The organism is Brasilonema angustatum (assembly GCF_059505445.1).
Genome location: NZ_JCACKO010000055.1, coordinates 1 through 20,761, shown reverse-complemented (window position 1 = coordinate 20,761; position 20,761 = coordinate 1). Strand labels below are relative to the sequence as shown.

Annotated in this window: 3 protein-coding genes; all 3 read right to left on the bottom strand. The window is 42.3% G+C overall.

Annotated elements, in window-relative coordinates; all coding sequences use genetic code 11:
• Nucleotides 1–27: 27 nt before the first annotated feature.
• Genes AC5JM2_RS11995 through AC5JM2_RS11985 form a run of 3 tightly spaced genes read right to left on the bottom strand, consistent with a single transcriptional unit; the run spans nt 28 to nt 20,032 of the window.
• Complete coding sequence (locus tag AC5JM2_RS11995; protein WP_495835105.1) at nt 28–4,311, bottom strand: beta-ketoacyl synthase N-terminal-like domain-containing protein; 4,284 nt, start codon at nt 4,309–4,311, stop codon at nt 28–30.
• A gap of 2 nt (nt 4,312–4,313) precedes the next feature.
• The gene (locus AC5JM2_RS11990; RefSeq protein WP_495835104.1) at nt 4,314–14,438 is read right to left on the bottom strand and encodes an amino acid adenylation domain-containing protein; all 10,125 of its coding nucleotides are present in this window, start codon (nt 14,436–14,438) and stop codon (nt 4,314–4,316) included.
• Between the two features lie 2 nt (nt 14,439–14,440).
• A complete protein-coding gene (locus AC5JM2_RS11985; protein ID WP_495835103.1) occupies nt 14,441–20,032 on the bottom strand; it encodes an amino acid adenylation domain-containing protein in 5,592 nt (1,863 codons plus the stop codon).
• Nucleotides 20,033–20,761 lie beyond the last annotated feature (729 nt).

The window sequence follows — 20,761 nt, the reverse complement described above, 5'->3', positions numbered from 1 at the left end:
CTTGGTATCAAAACTTTTTCATTTTGCTCATATTTCTATCTTCTCTCTACCAATTGCACCTGCCTTTCTATTTTTTCTCACTTGTTTTTCTTCTAGTTTTTGTGCTAAATCAGCTATTGTGGGCGATTCAAAAAAACTTGCTACAGATAATTTAGTAGAGAAATCATTTCGTAATCGGGATATAACCTGAACGGCTATTAAAGAATCTCCTCCTAATTCAAAAAAGTTGTCATGAATTCCTACCTGTTTAATTCCTAATAATTCTTGCCAAATGTCGGCAATTGTTTGCTCTTTGTCATCACGGGGAGCTATATAATAATTGGGCAAATCGGGTCTTGAGTGGAGTGTAGATAATTTTTCTGATTGAAAAACATCCGGCTTTCTTTGTAATGAAATCTCTGATTTTTCGTCAGTCTCTTTTTGCCGAGATTTTGTACTAAATGCGGCTGATGCAGAAGCAACAGCCATAATAATTTGATGTTCCAACGCATCAGTTTCAGGAAAAGCGGCAAATTGAACAAAATCTTGAGCGTATAGTGCTTCAAACCACTGGTCTTTTATGATAAAAGGCTGACCTAGGTTACGTCTTTTATCGTCTAAAGGTTTCAACAGTAAACCCCAAGTGATATCAAACTCTATTTTCGGCTGAGTTATTTCCCATAATAAGAGGAAGCCGCCAGGAGCTAATAAAGAGCGTACATGGTGGAGTGTTTGATCTATATTCCGAGTTGCGTGCAACACATTAGAAGCTATGACTACATCAAAGCTATACTTTTCAAACCCTTGCTCAGTTGGAGATTTGTCTATGTCTAGTAATCGATATTCGACAAATGGATAGTCTTTAAACTTCTGTTGAGCTTGAGTCAGGAAGGCGCTACCAATATCAGTAAAAGTATAATCGGTTTGTTTGGGTGGTAACACAGGTAATAATGCTTGTGTAGACACACCAGTACCTGCACCAATTTCTAGAACTCTCAGGTGAACAGATGATGGTAATGACTTGACCACCTGTTCCAAGCTTGAGCGCAAGATAGAGTTGTAGTAAGTAATTAAGGAAGATTCTGGATGTGAACCGTTGTTTTCTCCTTCTAAATATGAACCTTTGTTTTGTTTTTGGTAAACCAGTTCATTGAAAATCTCTAATGGTTCTTGTTCACCAAGAACAATAGCAGCTAAATTTTCACCACAGCGTTGCACTAAATCTAAATCTACTAAAGATGTAGAAGCGAACCTCGCTTGGACTTCTTCTAAATGTTCATTAATATGTTGTGAACATGGCACGAACCGAGTAAATAATCCCTCCTGCTGCTGTAGTTGTCCTTGTTCCACCAATATTTGTAACCATCTAGAAAACAACTGCTGATAGCGGGGAGTGATCTGACCTTGCGCCAATAAATTCTCTAAAGAATACTTTTCTTCAGGATTGCTAAAAGCTCCTAATTGCTGGAATGCAGAGTTTATGTAGGCTGTGCATAAACGATCTAAGCACTGTCTGTTTTCTTGATATGTTAACTCGTTGAGTTCAGCATTTCTAACACTTGCTTGCTTTTGACCTGCTTGTGTAAGCGATGTCCACAATTGTGATGTTGTGGGTAAAGTTTGCAACTGTCCCCAAGCTGTTTTTTCTGGGGGATCAATCCAATATAGTTCGCGTTCAAAGGGATAAGTCGGTAAAGGAAGACGATAGTATTCTTGATGACTATAGAATCCAAACCAATCTACTTTGACCCCAGTCAACCAGAGTTGACCTAATGTGTTGAATAAAACATGACTATCGGATTGCTTTTCTTGAGGATGACGTACCGAAGTTAAGACTGTTTGTGCAGATGCTTTGTCTGGATGTCTTTTGACTAATGTAGTTAGTGTGTGTCCTGGTCCTATTTCTAGTAATATTTGCTCAGGTATTGCTAGTAATTTCTCTACACCTTGGGCAAACAGCACTGTGAAACGCAGATGTTGAGCGTAGTAGTCAGGATTTGTTGCTTGGGTGACTGTTATCCAAGTGCCAGTAAGGTTGGAAATATAAGGAAGTTTTGGAGGATTTAAAGTAACCTTTTTGACTCGCTCTGCAAATGCCTCTAAGATTGGTTCCATCATGTGCGAATGGAAAGCATGGGAAGTATGCAGGCGGCGACATTCAATACCTTGAGCAGCAAGCTGATTTTGTAGCACATCTATGGCTGCTGTTGAACCGGATACTATGCACTGCGATGGTTGATTAATCGCTGCAATAGAAAGTTCTTGCCCTAATAAGAATTTTATCTTATCTACAGGCAGAGGAACAGAAAGCATTGCTCCAGTGGGAAGTTGCTGCATCATCTGTCCGCGTGCTGCTACCAGAGATAACGCATCTTCTAGGGAAAAAACTTCTGCTAGAGTTGCTGCTACATACTCGCCAATACTATGACCGATCGCAGCTTGTGGTTCCACTCCCCATGACTGCCATAATTTAGCTAGAGCGTATTCAATTACAAAAATAGCGCTTTGGGCAATTCCTGTTTGTTGAAGTTGCTTTGATACCTCATCAATATTTTCGTCACTGGGGTAAAGAATATGACGTAAATCTAGCCCTAGTAGGGGTTTAAGAATTTCTGAGCAATAATCAACTTGTTCTTGAAATACTGTCTCGGTTTGATAAATTTCCCGTGCCATGTTCACATACTGAGAACCTTGACCAGGAAACATAAAAACAACAGACCGTTCTGTAATCTCTGTATAATTAGTAAAAACTTGTTTTGACTCTAAACTACTGAGAGTTTTGACAGCATCTTCTAAGTCTTGACAAACTAGCATCCGTCGGTAATTAAAACCCCGGCGACCACTATTGAGGGTATAAGCTACATCACCCAAGTTAAGCTCAGGATGTCCCTTTAAATGCGTAACTAAATTAGCTGTCGCCTTCTCCAGCGCACTCGCAGTCTTAGCCGACAGACACAACAGAACGTATTTACTGTTAACTGTTGACTGTTGAGTGTTGACTGGTATTGCTTCTTCTAAAATGACATGAGCATTCGTACCACCCATCCCAAAAGAACTAACTCCAGCGCGGCGAGGGGTGTTGTTGTTTGTTTGCCATTCAGTCAAAGTTGTATTGACATAAAAAGGACTGTTGGCAAAATCAATTTTGGGTGATGGTGTCTCGAAGTGCAAACTAGGAGGCAGCATTTTATGTTGCAGTGCTAATACAGTTTTAATCAAACCTGCGACACCTGCTGCTGTATCTAAATGTCCCAAGTTGGTTTTTAGCGAACCAATAGCGCAGAAACCTTTTTTATCAGTAGTTTGCCTAAAAGCTTGAGTTAAAGCAGCAATTTCAATCGGATCTCCTATAGGTGTAGCAGTACCATGAGCTTCGATGTAGGAAATTGTTTCAGCATCTACACCCGCTATAGCTTGAGCCTCGCCAATGACTGCTGCTTGACCGCTACCACTAGGAGCAGTGAAGCCCACTTTCATTGCACCATCGTTATTAATCGCTGAACCTTTAATAATGGCATGGATGTAGTCGCGATCGGCGATCGCATCCTTTAATCTTTTCAATACCACAATACCAGCACCGCTACCAGCAATTGTTCCTTCTGCTTTAGCATCAAAAGCACGGCAGTGTCCATCAGGAGAAAGAATCATTCCCTCTTGATGTAAATAACCTATTTTTTGGGGAATGCTGAGAGTAACTCCACCAGCTAAAGCTATGTCACATTCACCATTTAAGAGACCTTGGCAAGCTAAATGAACAGCAACCAAAGAAGTAGAACAGGCTGTTTGCACATTTACTGCGGGACCTGTCAAGTTAAGCTTATATGCAACTCGTGTAGGTAAAAAATCTTTATCGTTAGAACATGCTAATTGGATCGGGTCAATCGTTTCTAATAATTGATGATTAGGGTAGAGGTTATTGAGCAAATACCTACTCATACCTACACCACCATAAACCCCGATTAAACCATTATAAGTTTGTGGATCATAACCAGCTTTTTCTACGGCTTCCCAAGCCAATTCTAAAAAAAGACGTTGTTGTGGATCTATTAACTCAGCTTCTTTAGCACTGTAAGCAAAGAAATTTGCATCAAACAATTCAATGTCTGATAGAACAGCATTAGCTTTTACATAATTAGGGTTATTCAGCAAATCTAGAGAAACGCCAGAATTGATCAATTCTTCATCTGTTAGCCAGGAGATAGATTCTACACCCTCTCGTAAATTCTGCCAAAATGATTCAACATCTTTTGCGCCCGGAAATTTACCCGCAACAGCAATTATTGCTATTTCATAATTGTTAAATTCATTATTATCTACTGGATTTATTGTCATTTTTACCTTTTTCTCTGAGAGCGATATTGTTGCCGCGATTGTAATTGTTGGTTTCTTAAAGTTTTACTTTCACTATGAGATTGACTACGATATTTTTTTTCATTTATTATATCTTCTTTTTTTATTTTAGCACTTAAGTATTGGCTTAAACTATGTATCGTTGGGTAATTAAACATATCAACGATGGATAGTTCAAAACCAAATTCTTCTTGCAATCGCTGATTAATTTTTACTAGGAGTAACGAATGACCTCCTAGCTCGAAGAAATTATTGTAAATTCCTACCTTTTCTACTGCTAATGCTTTTTGCCAAATGCCAGCAATGATTTTTTCTGCTTCTGTATTTGGCATGACATAATCTGACAGTTCCTGATGTAAATCTGGGTTAGGCAGAGCGCGACGGTCTACTTTACCATTAGGTGTCAGGGGTAAGGACTCCAACATCACAAAAGCAGTTGGCACCATATACCCAGGCAGTTTATTGGAAAGGAATTGACGCAGTTCATCCGTTGTGGGTGTCACATCTTTTTGTGGCACTACATAGGCGACTAAGCGCTTACTTCGACTTCGCTCAGTACAAGTATTACTCGGAGTTCCTTCATGAGCAATGATACAACAGTTTTGCACATCCCCATGTTGCCCCAGTAGTGTTTTTATTTCTGCCAATTCAATGCGGAAGCCCCGAATTTTTACCTGATTGTCAATGCGTCCCAGGTATTCAATATTGCCATCTGGTAAATAACGTGCTAAGTCTCCGGTTTTATATAATTTACTCTCTCCTTTCTCCTCAAATGGATTGGAGATGAATTTCTCTTGTGTCAACTCTGGACGGTTGAGGTAGCCTCTTGCCAACCCAACACCACCGATATGCAACTCTCCTGACACACCCACAGGCACTGGTTGTAAATTTTCGTCTAAGATGTAGACTTGTGTGTTGGCGATCGCCTTACCAATAGATATTTTCTCATCGTCATTGCATTTTGCGACCGTGGCACAGACAGTAGCTTCTGTCGGTCCGTAGGCATTGAAGAAGTTTCTGCCAGCAGACCATTGCCTAATTAATTCAGTAGCACAAGCTTCTCCTGCTACAATTATTGTTTGCAGTGCTGGAAGTTCCTCCACAGGCATAACTGCTAACGCTGATGGTGGTAGCGTGATATGAGTAATGGAATGATTGCCTAATTGCTCAATCAACGGTTTTCCTGGCAGTAGAGAGTCTTTTGTTCCCAGGTAAAGCGTTCCACCTGAACCTAGAGCCATCATGACTTCCCAAATAGAAGCATCAAAACTCAAAGAAGCAAATTGGAGAACGCGACTATCAGAGTCTACACCAAAAGTTTGAATCTGAGCTTGAGCTAAGTTGCATAATCCCTTATGCTCAACCATGACACCTTTAGGTCTACCTGTAGATCCTGAAGTGTAAATCACATTCGCTAGATGAAAAGCTTTGACTCCACTGGTTGGGTTATCTTGACTGTTTTGGGCAATTTGTTCCCAAGTTTCATCTAAACAGACAAGTTTTGCTTGATGCTCAGGAAGTCTGTCAATAAGTCGCTGTTGAGTCAGCAACACTGGTACTTGAGCATCTTCTAGCATAAAGCTCAAGCGTTCAGTAGGATACTCTGGGTCAAGTGGTACATAAGCTCCCCCTGCCTTAAGAATCCCCAACAGTCCTACCACCATATCTAAAGAACGTTCTACGCAAATACCCACCAGCACATCTGGTTTTACACCCAATGAGCGTAAGTGATGAGCCAACTGGTTAGCACGACTGTTCAACTGCTCATAGGTTAGTTGTCGATCTACTCTTCGAGAAGCCGCGCTCTGCGCGTCTACAAAAACGACTGCTACAGCATTGGGTGTGCGCTGAACTTGCTCCTCAAACAACTGATGAATACACTTATCAGAAGGATAATCTGCTTGAGTATCATTCCATTCCACTAATAACTGCTGTTGTTCAGCTGCTGTCAACAGTGGCAATTGTGAGATTTGCTGCTGTGGGTTAACAATAATACCTTCAAGCAAGGTCACAAAATGATCAGTCAGTAGCTCAATGGTACTAGCATCAAACAAGTCAGTGTTGTATTCCCAAAAACCCACCAGGCCAGTAGCGGTGTTTTGCATTAATAAACTTAAATCAAACTTTGCCGTTGCGCCTTCTGCTATCAATGGAGTAACAGTCAACCCAGTCAACTCTATTTGAGATGTGGACACATTCTGGAGAGCAAACATCACCTGGAATAGTGGTGTATAGCTGAGATCCCGTTCTGGCTGCAATGCTTCTACCAGCATTTCAAAAGGTAAGTTTTGATGAGCATACGCTCCTAAAGCTACTTCTCGAACACGACTTAATAATTCGCTAAAACTTGGATTACCTGCCAAGTTAGAACGCATGACTAAGGTGTTGACAAAAAAGCCAATTAACCCTTCTATATCACTGCGATCGCGATTAGCAATTGGCGAACCCACCAAAATGTCCTCTTGTCCTGTGTAGCGGTAAAGCAGCGTATCATAAGCTGCCAACAGCGTCATAAAGAGGGTACAACCTTGCTCCTGGCTCAGTTTTACTAATCTATCAGTTAACTCAACTGAAAGTGTAAACTGTTGATATGTTCCAGCGAAAGTCTGCACAGCAGGTCTTGGTCGGTCTGTGGGTAACGACAACAAAGCTGGTGCATCTTTTAGTTGTTGTTGCCAGTAATTCAGCTGACTTTGTAATACATCTCCTTGCAACCAGTCTCTTTGCCAAATGGCGAAATCTGCGTACTGCACAGACAGTGGTGCTAACGGTGACGGTTGACCTTGAGAATAAGCATTGTACAGCGCTGTTAGTTCTTGAACAAACACACCCATTGACCAACCATCAAAAACAATGTGATGCATACACATTAATAAGGCGTGTTCTGTCTCGGACAGCACTACTAATTTTGCCCTGATTAATGCTTCAGTTGCCAGGTCAAAAGGTCGTTGCGCTTCTTCTTGCGCCAATTGCTGCAAAGCAATTTCTTGTTCACTCACTTCGACTTCGCTCAGTACAAGTGTTGGCAGATGTTGCCAGTCAATAATTGATACAGTCCCTTGCTCCCTGCGATGCACTGAGCTTGTCGAAGTGTTCCCTGCTCCCTGCGATGCACTGAGCTTGTCGAAGTGCTCCCTAATAATTTGCGTTGGTTGTCCATCAACTGTGATGAAGTTGGTGCGTAAAGCTTCGTGACGATGAATAATTTCTTGTAAGCTTTGTTCTAAAGTTGCAACTTCAAGAGTTCCGACTAGACGCAAAGCTAAGGGTATATTGTAGAAGCCGCTGCTTGGGTTTAACTTGTCTAAAAACCATAGCCGTGTTTGGGCAAACGACAGTGGTAATTCTGCATTCTCAGCTCTTGGTACGATGGGTAATGCTGTGAGTTTTAAATCTTGTTGCTGCAATTGCCCAATCGGTTGCGCCAATTCTGCAACTGTTGGTGCAGCAAATAAACTACGTAATGGTAGTTCTACTTTCAAGCTGGTACGCACGCGTGAAACTAGTTGCGTTGCTAGTAACGAGTGTCCTCCAAGTTCAAAGAAGTTATCATAAATACCCACTTGCTCTACTTTTAGCACTTGCGCCCAAATTAGTGACAGAATTTCTTCGATTGGGTTACGTGGGGCAACATATTTGTCCAATAATTGGCTGTGTAAATCTGGTGCTGGCAAAGCGCGACGGTCTAGTTTACCGTTGGGGGTAAGCGGTAGAGCTTCTAAGATAACTATTGCACTTGGCACCATATATTCTGGTAACTTTTCCTTCAGATAGCCACGCAGTTCGCTAACTGTGAGTGTCTGCTCTTTTTGAGGCACAATGTAAGCGACTAGGCGTTTGTTCCCAGGAATGTCTTCGCGGGCGATCGCACAAGATGCCTGCACATGACTATGTTGGCTCAGTACTGCTTCAATTTCACCCAACTCAATACGGAAACCTCGAATTTTAACTTGATTGTCAATGCGTCCTAAGGATTCGATGTTACCATCAGGTAAATAGCGTGCTAAGTCTCCTGTTTTGTAAAGGCACTCAGAAGAATTAAAAGTTTCCCCTCTGCTACCCTGCTCCTCTGCTCCCCTGCTTCTTTTAAAGGGGTTAGGGATAAATTTCTCTTTTGTTAACTCGCTTCGGTTGAAGTAGCCTTGCGCTAAAAGGACACCAGCAATATACAATTCTCCTGGTACACCAACGGGTACAGGCTGTAAATATTTATCTAGTATGTAGATTTGTGTATTGGCAATAGGTCGCCCAATCGGAGGAAGTAGCGGCCAAGTCTCTACTGAATTATTCAGAGTAAAACTGGTAGCTAAATGGCTCTCTGACGGTCCATAATGATTGTGCAATGTACAATCACTTAGTTTGCTAAACCATTGAGAAATAGCGGGAGTAATCTGCAACTGTTCCCCAGCGGTAATGATTTCTCTCAAATGAGTATTAACTAATTCGCTACCAACAGCAATTTCAGCTAGTTGCTGTAAGGCAACAAAGGGAACAAATAGTCTTTCAACAGCTTTTTGTTGAAGAAAACCTAACAAAGCTGAGGCATCTCGGCGTAATTCCTCCCCAGTTAGGAACAGTGTGCCTCCAGAACACCAGGTGGTGAATATTTCTTGGAAGGAGACATCAAAGTTAATCGAAGCAAATTGCAGGGTTTTTGCTCCACGAGCAATTTTCAGATTGTCCCTATGCCACATAATCAAATTGCAAAGGGCAAGCTGATTCATGGCTATACCCTTAGGTTGACCTGTAGAACCAGAAGTATAAATTATATAAGCTAAATTATTGGCTTGTACGCCAGAGATAAGATTATCTTGACTGAACTGGGAAATCAGTTCAGCGTCAGTATCTAAACAAACAAGCTTTGCTTGATGCTCAGGTAGTCTGTCAACGAGTGACTGCTGGGTTAGCAAAACTGAAACTTGAGCATCTTCTAAAACAAAGCTCAAACGCTCAGGCGGATACTCAGGATCAAGTGGCAAGTATGCACCACCTGCTTTGAGAATCCCTAGTAGTCCTATGACCATCTCTAAAGAACGCTCTACACACAGACCGACTAAGACATCTGGTTTTACACCCAATGAGCGCAAGTAGTGCGCCAACTGGTTAGCGCGGTAGTTTAATTCATAGTAAGTAAGTTGTTGATTTACTCTTCGAGAAGCCGCGCTCTGCGCGTCTACAAACTCTACTGCCACTGCATTGGGTGTATGCTCCACCTGCTCCTCAAACAACTGATGAATGCACTTATCGAGTGGATAACTCACCCCTGTATCGTTCCACTCGACAAGTAACTTTTGTTGTTCCTGTTGTGTCAGTAGGGGCAATTGGGAGATTTGCTGTTCTGGGTTAGCAATAATACCTTCAAGCAAGGTAACAAAATGACCCGTCATTCGCTCTATGGTACTAGCATCAAACAAGTCAGTGTTGTACTCCCAAATTCCTACCAACCCAGAGGCAGTGTTATGCATGATTAAAGTTAAATCAAACCTTGCATTTGCGCCTTTGATTGGGAATGGACTGACACTTAGCCCAGTCAGTTCTACTCCTGATGTGGGCGCATTCTGGAGGACAAACATTACCTGGAACAGTGGTGTATGGCTCAGATTCCGTTCTGGCTGCAATGCTTCCACCAGCATTTCAAATGGCAAATGCTGATGAGAGTATGCCTCCATTGCCATGGAACGAACACGACCCAACAGGTGCAAAAAACTGGGGTTGCCTGCCAAGTTAGAACGCATGACCAAAGTGTTGACAAAAAAGCCAATTAACCCTTCTATTTCACAGCGATCGCGATTAGCAATTGGCGAACCTACCAAAATATCTTCTTGTCTTGTGTAACGATAAAGTAGCGTATCAAATGCTGCCAACAGCGTCATGAACAAGGTGACTCCTTGTTGCTGACTCAGTTGTGTCAGTTCACCAGTTAGCTTCTGTGAAAGTGCAAACTCTTGATATGCTCCGTTGTCAGTCTGCACAGCAGGTCTGGGTCGGTCTGTGGGTAGCGACAATAAAGCTGGTGCGTCTGCCAGTTTTTGTTGCCAGTAATTCAATTGACTTTGTAGTACATCTCCTTGCAACCACTGTCTTTGCCAAATGGCGAAATCTGCATATTGCACAGGTAGTGGTGCTAACGGTGAGGGCTGACCTTGAGAATAAGCTTTGTACAGTGCCGCTAGTTCTTGGATAAACACACCCATTGACCAGCCGTCTGAGACAATATGGTGCATACACAGTAATAAAACGTGTTCTGTCTCGGACAGCACTACTAATGTTGCCCTGACTAATGCTTGGTTTGCCAGGTCAAACGGCTGAATAGCTTGTTGTTTTGCTAATTGCTGTGTGACGATTTCTTGTTCACTGCTTGGCAAATGTGGCAACTCAACAACTGATACTGTCCAATTCGTCTGTTTTTGAATAATTTGCGTTGGTTGTCCATCAACTGTGATGAAGTTGGTGTGTAAGGCTTCGTGGCGATGAATTATTTCTTGTAAGCTTTGTTCTAAGGCAGTCACGCTCAGAGTTCCGACTATATGCAAAGCAAAGGGTATGTTGTAGAAAGCACTGCTCGGCTCGAACTGGTCTAAAAACCACAGCCGTGCTTGGGCAAATGATAGTGGCAATTCTGCATCTCTTGCCCTTGGTAAAATGGGTAGGGCAGTTAGTTCTAAGTCTTGTTGCTGTAACTGCTCAATCTTTTGTGCCAATTGGGCAACTGTGGCTGCGGCAAACAAGCTACGCAATGGTAGTTCTACTTTGAAAATGTTGCGGATGCGTGAAACTAGTTGCGTTGCTAATAGGGAATGTCCACCCAGTTCAAAGAAGTTATTATGAATGCCAATTTGTTCTACTTTTAAAACTTGCGCCCAAATTTGTGCCAGCATTTCCTCAATGGGTGTGCGCGGGGCGACAAATTTTTCTAGCAGTGTGCTGTCTAACTCTGGTTTTGGTAGGGCACGGCGATCTACTTTGCCGTTGGGAGTCAGGGGTAAAGACTCCAGCAGCACAAAAGCACTTGGCACCATGTACTCTGGTAGCTTTGCTTTCAGAAAGTGACGCAGTTCTGTGACTGTGGGAGATTGTTCAATCTGCGGCACTACATAAGCTACTAAACGTTTGTCGCCCGGTTCATCCTCTCGTAGCATCACCACGTTTTCCCACACGGCTGGGTGAGAAGCTAGTAATGCCTCAATTTCTCCCAACTCTATGCGGAAGCCGCGAATTTTTACTTGATTGTCGATGCGCCCTAAATACTCTAACTCGCCCGAAGGCAAATAACGCGCCTTATCTCCTGTTTTATATAGTCGCGCTTGGGGGTTCTTGCTAAAAGGATTAGAGATAAACCGTTGTTGTGTCAGTTCAAGACGATTTAGATAACCACGCGCTACCCCTTTTCCACCAACGTACATTTCGCCAGCAACACCAATTGGTACTGGTTTTTTATATTTATCCAGCACATACACCTGTAAGTCGGGAATCGGACGACCAATTACACTTGGCGTACCATTCAAATCAGCTTTGCTTAATGGACGATAAGTTACATGTACAGTGGTTTCCGTAATTCCATACATATTCACTAACAAAGGCGACTGATCGCCGTGGCGTTCAAACCAAGGTTGTAAACTGTTGATTTCTAAGGCTTCCCCACCGAAAATTACTAGGCGTAAGTTTAAGTCGCCAGTAGCCGTCATAGATTGTTCAGCTTGAATTAACTGGCGAAAGGCTGAAGGAGTTTGATTAAGAATAGTAACTTTTTCTTGACATAATAATTGATAGAAAGATTCAGGCGATCGCGTCACCAGGTATGGCACTACTACCAGTCGTGCACCATAAAGCAAAGCACCCCAAATTTCCCATACGGAAAAATCAAATGCATAAGAGTGGAATAATGTCCAGACATCTTGAGAGTTAAAGTGATACCAAGAGTTTGTCGCTGCAAACAGACGCACTACATTTGAGTGGTTGACTAAAACACCTTTGGGCTTCCCTGTAGAACCAGAAGTATAGATGACATAAGCTAAATTATCGAGTGCTGCGGTATTTTCCGGGTTTGAGGAGCATTCTTGAGCAATTTTTTCCCAATCGGTGTCTAAGCAGATGACATGCGCTTGATGTTGAGGAATAGTGTCTACTAATCGCTGTTGTGTTACCAATACTTTAACTTGAGCATCTTCTAGCATAAAGCTCAAACGCTCAGTTGGATAATCAGGGTCAAGCGGTACATAAGCCCCACCCGCTTTGAGAATACCCAGTACTCCCACAAGCATTTCCAGTGAGCGTTCTACACATAACCCTACCAGCACATCTGCTCCCACACCCAAAGACTGCAAGTAATGTGCTAACTGGTTAGCGCGACAATTCAATTGTCGATAAGTCAATTGTTGATTTACTCTTCGAGAAGCCGCGCTCTGCGCGTCTACAAATACAACTGCTACAGCATCCGGGGTACGCTCTACTTGCTCCTCAAATAACTGATGGATGCACTTATCACCAGAATAGTCTACTTGAGTGTTGTTCCACTCCACCAACAATTGATGACGTTCTGCGGTCGTCAACAGTGGTAATTCTGCAATTCGCTCTTTAGAATTGGCAACAATTGCTTGTAGTAAAGTTTGAAAATTTTGGGCGATGCGAGTAATTGTCGTTGCATCAAATAAATCAGCACTGTAACTCCAAACACCCTCCAAACCTCCTGAAGCTTCCCAGTAGTTCACTTCCAAGTCAAACCTGACCATTTCATCAATTGGCGCGGACATGTTCTGGATGGTTAAACCTGGCAAATCCCCAAAAGACAGTGAAGCGTTCTGAAGGGCAAACATCACTTGTACCAGGGGATTACGACTCAAATCTCGCTCAGGCTGTAGCTTTTCAACCAACATCTCAAAGGGCAAGTCCTGATGGGCGTATGCTGACAAGGTTGTTTGCCGCACTCGCGCTAAGAAGTCAGCAAAGCTGGGGTTGCCAGAGAGATCACCCCTTAATGCTAGGGTATTAGCAAAAAAACCCATTAGCTGCTCGACGCTCTTGTTGTTGCGGTTAGCGATCGGCGAGCCAACAACAATATCTAACTGACCACTATAACGAGAAATTAACACCAAAAAAGCTGCCAGTAGAGTCATAAACAACGTTGCGTCTGACTCTTGACTCAGCTGCTTGAGGCTTTGTGTGAGGTGACGATCCAGTTGAAAACGCTCAACTCCACCTATGTAGGTCTGAACTGGGGGACGTGGTTTATGAGTTGGCAGTTCTAGTACGCTAGAGACACCCGCTAACTGTTGCTGCCAGTAATTCAGTTGGCGTTCTAGGACTTCGCCTGTCAGCCACTGGCGTTGCCAAACTGCAAAATCAGCGTATTGGATGGGCAGTTGGGCTAGTGGATTGGGCAATCCTTGAGTGAAAGCTGCATAAGCTATTGATAACTCACCAAAGAAGATGTTCAAAGACCAGCCATCATAGATAATGTGGTGCATCTTCAACAGCAGTACATACTCGTGGTTACTCAGTTGGAGTAAAGTGAATTGCACTAATGGCCCAACAGCTAGATCGAAGGACTGAGATGCCTGAGAATTGGCCATTTCCCGAATCCGGTCGGTTTGTTCCTGAACTGACAACCCCTGCAAATCATAGACTGGTAAAGTTAAGGCAGTAAAAGGGGCAATTCGCTGAACAGGTTTTCCGTCTACTGTGGGAAAAGTTGTTCTTAAAATCTCGTGGCGGCAAACAAGTTCACCCAAGCTTTGCTCTAGTGCAACTATATTCAGCGACCCCTCTAGCCGCAGAATCAATAGCATATTATAAGAACGACTATCGGGTGAAAGCTGGTGCAAAAACCAGAGCCGCTGCTGTGCAAAAGATAGCGGTAGTTCACCGTCCCGTGGCACTGGTTGAATTGACAACTGATGAGCAGCTTTAACCTGCTTTGCTTGCTGTAAAAACAGCATAATTTCTGTTTTCCGCCCAGCTATTTCCTGACGTAGTGTTGAAGTTAACACCCCTTCAGGTGCATGACAACGTAAGCGAAGCTCCTCCGGAGCCGCTCCGCTAACGCCATCGACCTCTAGTTCAATACTTAAGTTTGTCAGGTGACGAATGAATTCAACAATGCTGTTAGTCATGCTCAAAACTCCACTACCTCACTACCGACTTCTTTAACTGATAAATTTTGTGTTACCAAATCCACTACTTCTATGTACGCTGCTATCCCTGCTACTGTGGGAGACTCGAACATCATCTGTATAGATAGATCGAGTCCAAAAGCTGAGTTGATTTCTGACAGAACTTGGGTAGCGAGTAGGGAATGTCCCCCTAGTTCAAAGAAGTTATCCTTAACGCCAATGCGTTCAACTCCTAAGACTTCACTCCAGATTTGAGCAAGTTGAGCTTCAATGGGCGTGCGCGGCAAAACAAAGCCAGTAGAAAGATTTCTAGTTGCTGTATCAGGTGTTGGCAAAGCGCGACGATCCACCTTACCATTGGGTGTTAAGGGCAGGGCGTTGAGGACGACAAAAGCTTGCGGCACCATGTAATCGGGTAGCTTCTGTTGCAGAGATTCCCGCACTAAGGGCACGAGCTTCTGGACTAGCTTACCGTATAGAGGATTGTTAGTGTAGTCAGTCCAAGGAAGGCGTGTGATTGTCGAACTATCCCAAAAAGCAGTCTTATGTACTTGATTGCGATAGAACACCACATCGAATGAACCATCTTGGCTACTTTCCCACCAACTTAGGTGGACAGTGTAACCGAGATGCTGCCCCAACTGGTAAAACTCTTCAGGATTGATCCCAACTGTTGGCTGTTGTGTTAGCAGTTGGCGCAGTTGCCCCACTGTTTCGACACTAGGAGGATTTTCCAACCATTGGCAAATCTGTAGTGCTTGCTGCACTCGTTGATTAGGTACACGCCTGATTCCTAAAAGTTCTGGTTGTTGTGAGTGCAGTTGATTTTGTATCTGTGTCAACGAGAGGTTATCTAGTTGCCAATTTAACCAAGGAACTACCACTGTTTGAACATCAGTACCGATATGCAGAATAACATCATAACGGAATTGGGTTAACTCATTTTGACTGTTACCGCGTTTGGGCTGAATCTCTACCCAAGTAATCTGGGGAAAACGTTGTTTGAGGACAATGAAAAACCTCGGATCAATCACCAATTCTTCTTCAGCAGCCACACTAGAGTGTACCATTCGCTGCCATTGCTCAATAGTTCTGTCCTCAGTTGCTTGGGACAACTGCACTGCGGCATGGAATGATCCCAACAGAGGTAAGCTGCGGACATCCCCCACGAATAATGTACCCTGTTGACCAATTGCCGCGATCGCGCCTTCAATAACCTGCAACAAATATTCTACGCTGGGGAAGTATTGCAGTACCGAGTTGATAACTACAGTATCGAATTTACCTTTGGGGATGTCTGCAAAATTATCCGCCATTCTGTGCAATAGCCGCACATTATCTAGACCTAGCACCGTTTTACATACCTGCTCAACGTGCGCTAAGGCTGCGCTGGAATAATCACATCCCCAATATTCAAGGCAATTCTTGGCAACGCGAGACAGCAGTAACCCCGTTCCACAACCAATTTCTAACACTTGCTGTGGTGATAGAGACAGGATGCGGGTGACTGTATTTTCAACCCACTCCCGCATTTCCCAATCTGGGATGGCTTGTTTGCTGTATGAACTGTTCCAACCACTGATATTGAATGTGGGGTCATCTATGGATGCTTGCGGTTGTCCGTATGCTTGCTCATAGAGCATTTGCCAGTTACTGACGTACTCACTCTGCCATTGAGCAACTTGCTGGGGTAATACTTGATGGTCAAGAGCGGGGACTAAGTAAGCTACCAGACGTTTCTCAGCAGAGGTGTCAACCTTGGAAACGATGTCATCATCAGCAAATAATCGTTGATAGAAAGGTGTTTGTCGAAAATTATTCTTATAATGATAAGAGACGTATTCAAAATTAATAATTTCTCTATTCTTTTTCAGCAAACGACCTTTAATTGCATAATCTGGGTTAAGATTATTTTCGCAAAGTTTTCTAGAACAAACTGCTTGGATGACATCACCGTATTCCACCTCAATTCCTGGTTCAAATACCGGAAAATAAACAGGCACCCAGGAATGTTCATGTTCGAGAATATCTATTTCTTCACCAGCAATCGTATGCAAATTCAACCAAACTAAAAAGCCATCCATTCGCCCAGTTTTTTGAATTTTAAACTCCACTTTGTGGTCAAGTTCTGGGCTAACAAATTCATTAAACTTTAAGTCTTCCAACACATCTACAGTGGACAGAACATTTGCTTGCGGGAATTTCTTAATACATACCCTCAAGTCAAATGGATAGCCGACTTGCTCAAAGATTTTTCTGGTGTAATGTGCGGGAGTTTCAGCAAATTTGGGGTTGTGTAATATTTCATCTGGGAGAGTGACAGCAGCCATCTTAGTCACACTTCTTTCAGGAAGCATCAAACCATCAGGCTTGAGAAACCTTCTAGCGTTATTAATAATTACTGCTGCTCCTTCCGAGCCACCAATTGTGCCAACAATTTCCGAGACGCAAACATCAGCAAGTTTTGGAATATCAACTTTCGTTGCATCGCCATGAATGATTGTGATTTTGTCTGTTAAGCCTAACTTTTCAACACAAGCTCTGGCTTGGCGGCAGATTTCCTCACTTCTTTCAATTGCATAAATTTTCTTAGCACCTCCTTCAACACAAAATCTGGATAAGATTGCATCTTTACCTGTGCCGATTTCAACGACTATTTTATCTTTGACCAATTGATTAATTGCCACTTGATAACTATTGTTGCGTCGGTGGTCGTTGGTCATAGCGTAATACAGTAAGTCGTCATAGACATAGTATTCGGCTACGGATGGCCAAAGTTCTATTTTGCCGGTTGATATTTCTAGTTTCTGTGGTGATTCGAGTTTTTCGTCTTGGTCTTCCCTGACGATGACTACTGCTTCTTGAACTTCTGGTAGCTGAGTTAGCACAGCTTCAATTTCTCCTAACTCAATGCGAAAGCCCCGTATTTTTACTTGATTATCAATACGTCCCAGATATTCGATATTGCCATCTGGTAAATAACGCGCCAAATCCCCAGTTTTATACAAACGCTCGGAATTAGCGGATTGGTCTTCTATTTTCCCCCTGCTCCCCTGCTCCCCTGCTCCTCTGCTTCTTTGGAAGGGATTGGCAATGAATTTCTCTTGTGTTAACTTATTTCGGTTGAGATAACCCCTTGCCAATCCTGCACCACCAATGTGCAACTCTCCTGGCACACCAATTGGTACTGGTTGTAATCGTGAATCTAAAATATAGACTTGCGTGTTAGCAATAGGATTACCAATGGTAACTTTGTTGTCCTCTGGAGTGCATTTAGCTATTGTGGCGCAGACGCTTGCTTCTGTCGGTCCATAAGCGTTAAAGAAGTTTCTACCTACAGACCATTTTTTGATTAGTTCAACTGAACTTGCTTCGCCAGCGACAATGATTGTTTGCAGTGATGGGAGTTCTTCATCTGGTAGGACTGGTAATGCCGATGGTGGTAGGGTGATATGGGTAATGCCATAGTCGCGTAATCGCTCAATTAAGGGCATACCCGGCATGAGTGAGTCTTTTGTTCCTAAGTAAAGTGTTGCCCCAGATCCCAAAACCATGATTATTTCTGAGATAGAAGCATCAAAACTGAGGGAGGCAAACTGGAGAACGCGATTATGAGATTGCACACTAAAAGTTTGAATTTGAGCTTGAGCTAAGTTAACTAGTCCTTTATGCTCGACCATCACACCTTTAGGTTTACCCGTAGAGCCCGAAGTGTAAATCACATTCGCTAGATGAGATGCTGTGACTTCAATAACAGGATTATCTTGATTGTTATACTCAAGTTGTGACTGTATTTGATCTATAAAAACCAGTTTTGCTTGATTTAGGGGTAATTTATCAACTAAGTGCTGTTGGGCGAGCAGTACTCCCAATTGAGTGTCTTCTAGCATAAAGCTCAGACGCTCGGTGGGATACTCAGGGTCAAGGGGTACGTATGCACCACCGGCTTTGAGTATTGCCAATAGTCCGATGATCATTAAGGGACTACGCTCTACGCACAACCCTACCAGTACATCTGGTTTTACACCCAAAGAGCGTAAGTAATATGCCAATTTATTTGCGCGACAATTCAACTGTTGGTAAGTCAGTTGTTGGTTTTCAAACACCACTGCCACAGCATCCGGGGTGCGCTGAACCTGCTCCTCAAACAACTGATGGATACACTTATCTAGTGGATAATCTGCTTGAGTATTATTCCATTGTGCTAATAACTGCTGCTCAACTTCTGTTAGCAGAGGTAATTGCCAAATTTGCTGCTGTGAGTTAACAACAATACCTTCAAGCAAGTTGACAAAATGCTGTTCCATGCCCGTGATTGTAGTCGCTTCAAATAAGTCAGTATTGTATTGCCAGCATAGCTGTAATACTCCCTGAGCTTCCATCACCATTAAATTTAGATCCAAGTCTGCACCGCGTTGATGTCCGAGCAGGTATGGTTCCATCTGAAGCACTTGTTCTTGAATGTGCGATGAATTTTGTGTTGGTTCGCACCAACGTTGTCGTTGCCAAGTAAAACTAACTTGACATATAGGAGAATGACTGGCATCTCGCTCTGGCTGGAGTTGTTCTGTCAAGAGAGCAAAAGGATAATGTTGATGTTTTTGGGCTTCTCTAACTATCTTGCTGACTTGAGCAAGAAATTCTGTGAATGTAGCGTTTTCCTGTACAGAAGTTCGTAAAACGATCAGGTTAACAAAGTAGCCGACAATCTCTTGAAAATCTCTACCCCACCGACCCCTCATTGCACTTGCTATCAGAATGTCTGTTTGATTGGTGTAGCGGTAAAGTAGCACGTAAAATGCTGCTAGCAGAATCTGATAAAGGCTTGTTCCAGAAGTTAGAGCTAGATTCTTTAGTTTTTGAACTAACTGTTCATCTAGCTTTAAGATATGTGCTGCTTCTTGATAAGTCCGTACTGGGGGACGGGGTTTATCTGCAAGTAAATTCAAAATTGGCAATTCACCAGCTAATTTTTGTTGCCAGTATTGCCAAAGTTTTTCTCCCTTAACGCTGGAAAGCATTTCGGACTGCCAGTGGACAAAATCTAGATAAGATTTGTTATTAGTCGAATCATTTGCTACTACCTGGGTTTGCTTTTGACTAACTTGCTCAATTTCTCTAGCATACAAAGTTTGAAATTCACTTAGCAGTAGATCAAAAGACCACAGATCACCTGCAATGTGGTGCATTGTTAGCAAGAGAATGTGTTCCTCTGGTGAACGAGTAAATAAACTCACCCTCAAAACTAAATCTTTTTCTAAGTTAAAAGGGCGGTCAGTAATAGCAAAGATCTTCTCTTTTAAGTAGTCTTCGCTCCAACTGATGGCATCTATTACCTCAAGATTAAATTTATATTGCTGATTAACTTGCTGAACGGGTTTGCCTCTGTGACTAGTATATGTGGTTCTGAGAATAGGATGATTTTCAATAATTTTTTTCCATATACGCTCAACAATAGCAATATTTAAACAAGAATTAATTATTGTAGTAATAAACATATTATAAGCAACACTCTCTGGAGAAATTTGCTGGATAAACCACATTGCTTCTTGTCCAGAGGAGAGTGGATAACTTTTTTGTACAATTTTGTCCATTAGATTTCTTTAAATTTGTTACAGATAATTTTAATGTCAATATTTTTCAAAGGAAAACCTACAGAACCGTAGGAATTCTTTATATCCTTAGCATGTCCCCTTGGGATTCAGCGCTGCTACTTTGCTGTAGATTGCGGCTCGTAAATGCTGATTTATTATTGTTCTTTGTTTAGACAAAAAAACCCCCGTATTATCTCATAGTGTTTTTCAAAAATAAAATATGATTCATATAGAACGAAACCATTACCCTAAGCGCAAAACGCACGCTACGCATACGCATAAACTTTTTCTATTAATATCGTTGATCTTAGTGTTTCACCACAAGAACTTCGCTGGGTAAAGAAACCCGGTTTCTCAGAGATGGTTCACCCTATAAAGTAACTTTGGCAGACTACTAGCTGCTATTTTCCAAATTTCAGCAATTAGTATTGTAACCTTTATTACAACTCCCCCCCCACTGTAAAAGCACCTTTTGAATTTTAGCGTATAAATCATCTTAGCTTCACAAAAAAAATGCAACTGTACTTAAGACAGTTAAGACATTTAAGACAGTTAAGCAGATATTTAAATGGACAGTTAAGACATTTAAGACAGTTAAGCAAATATTTAAAATAAGAAAAAAATAATGAAATCAATGAATCAAGAATAGTTACAAACTATTACTTATTTGCAGCTAGGGACTTCCAAAGAATAAATTAATCAATAAAAACAAAGAAGCCAGGTTTTTAC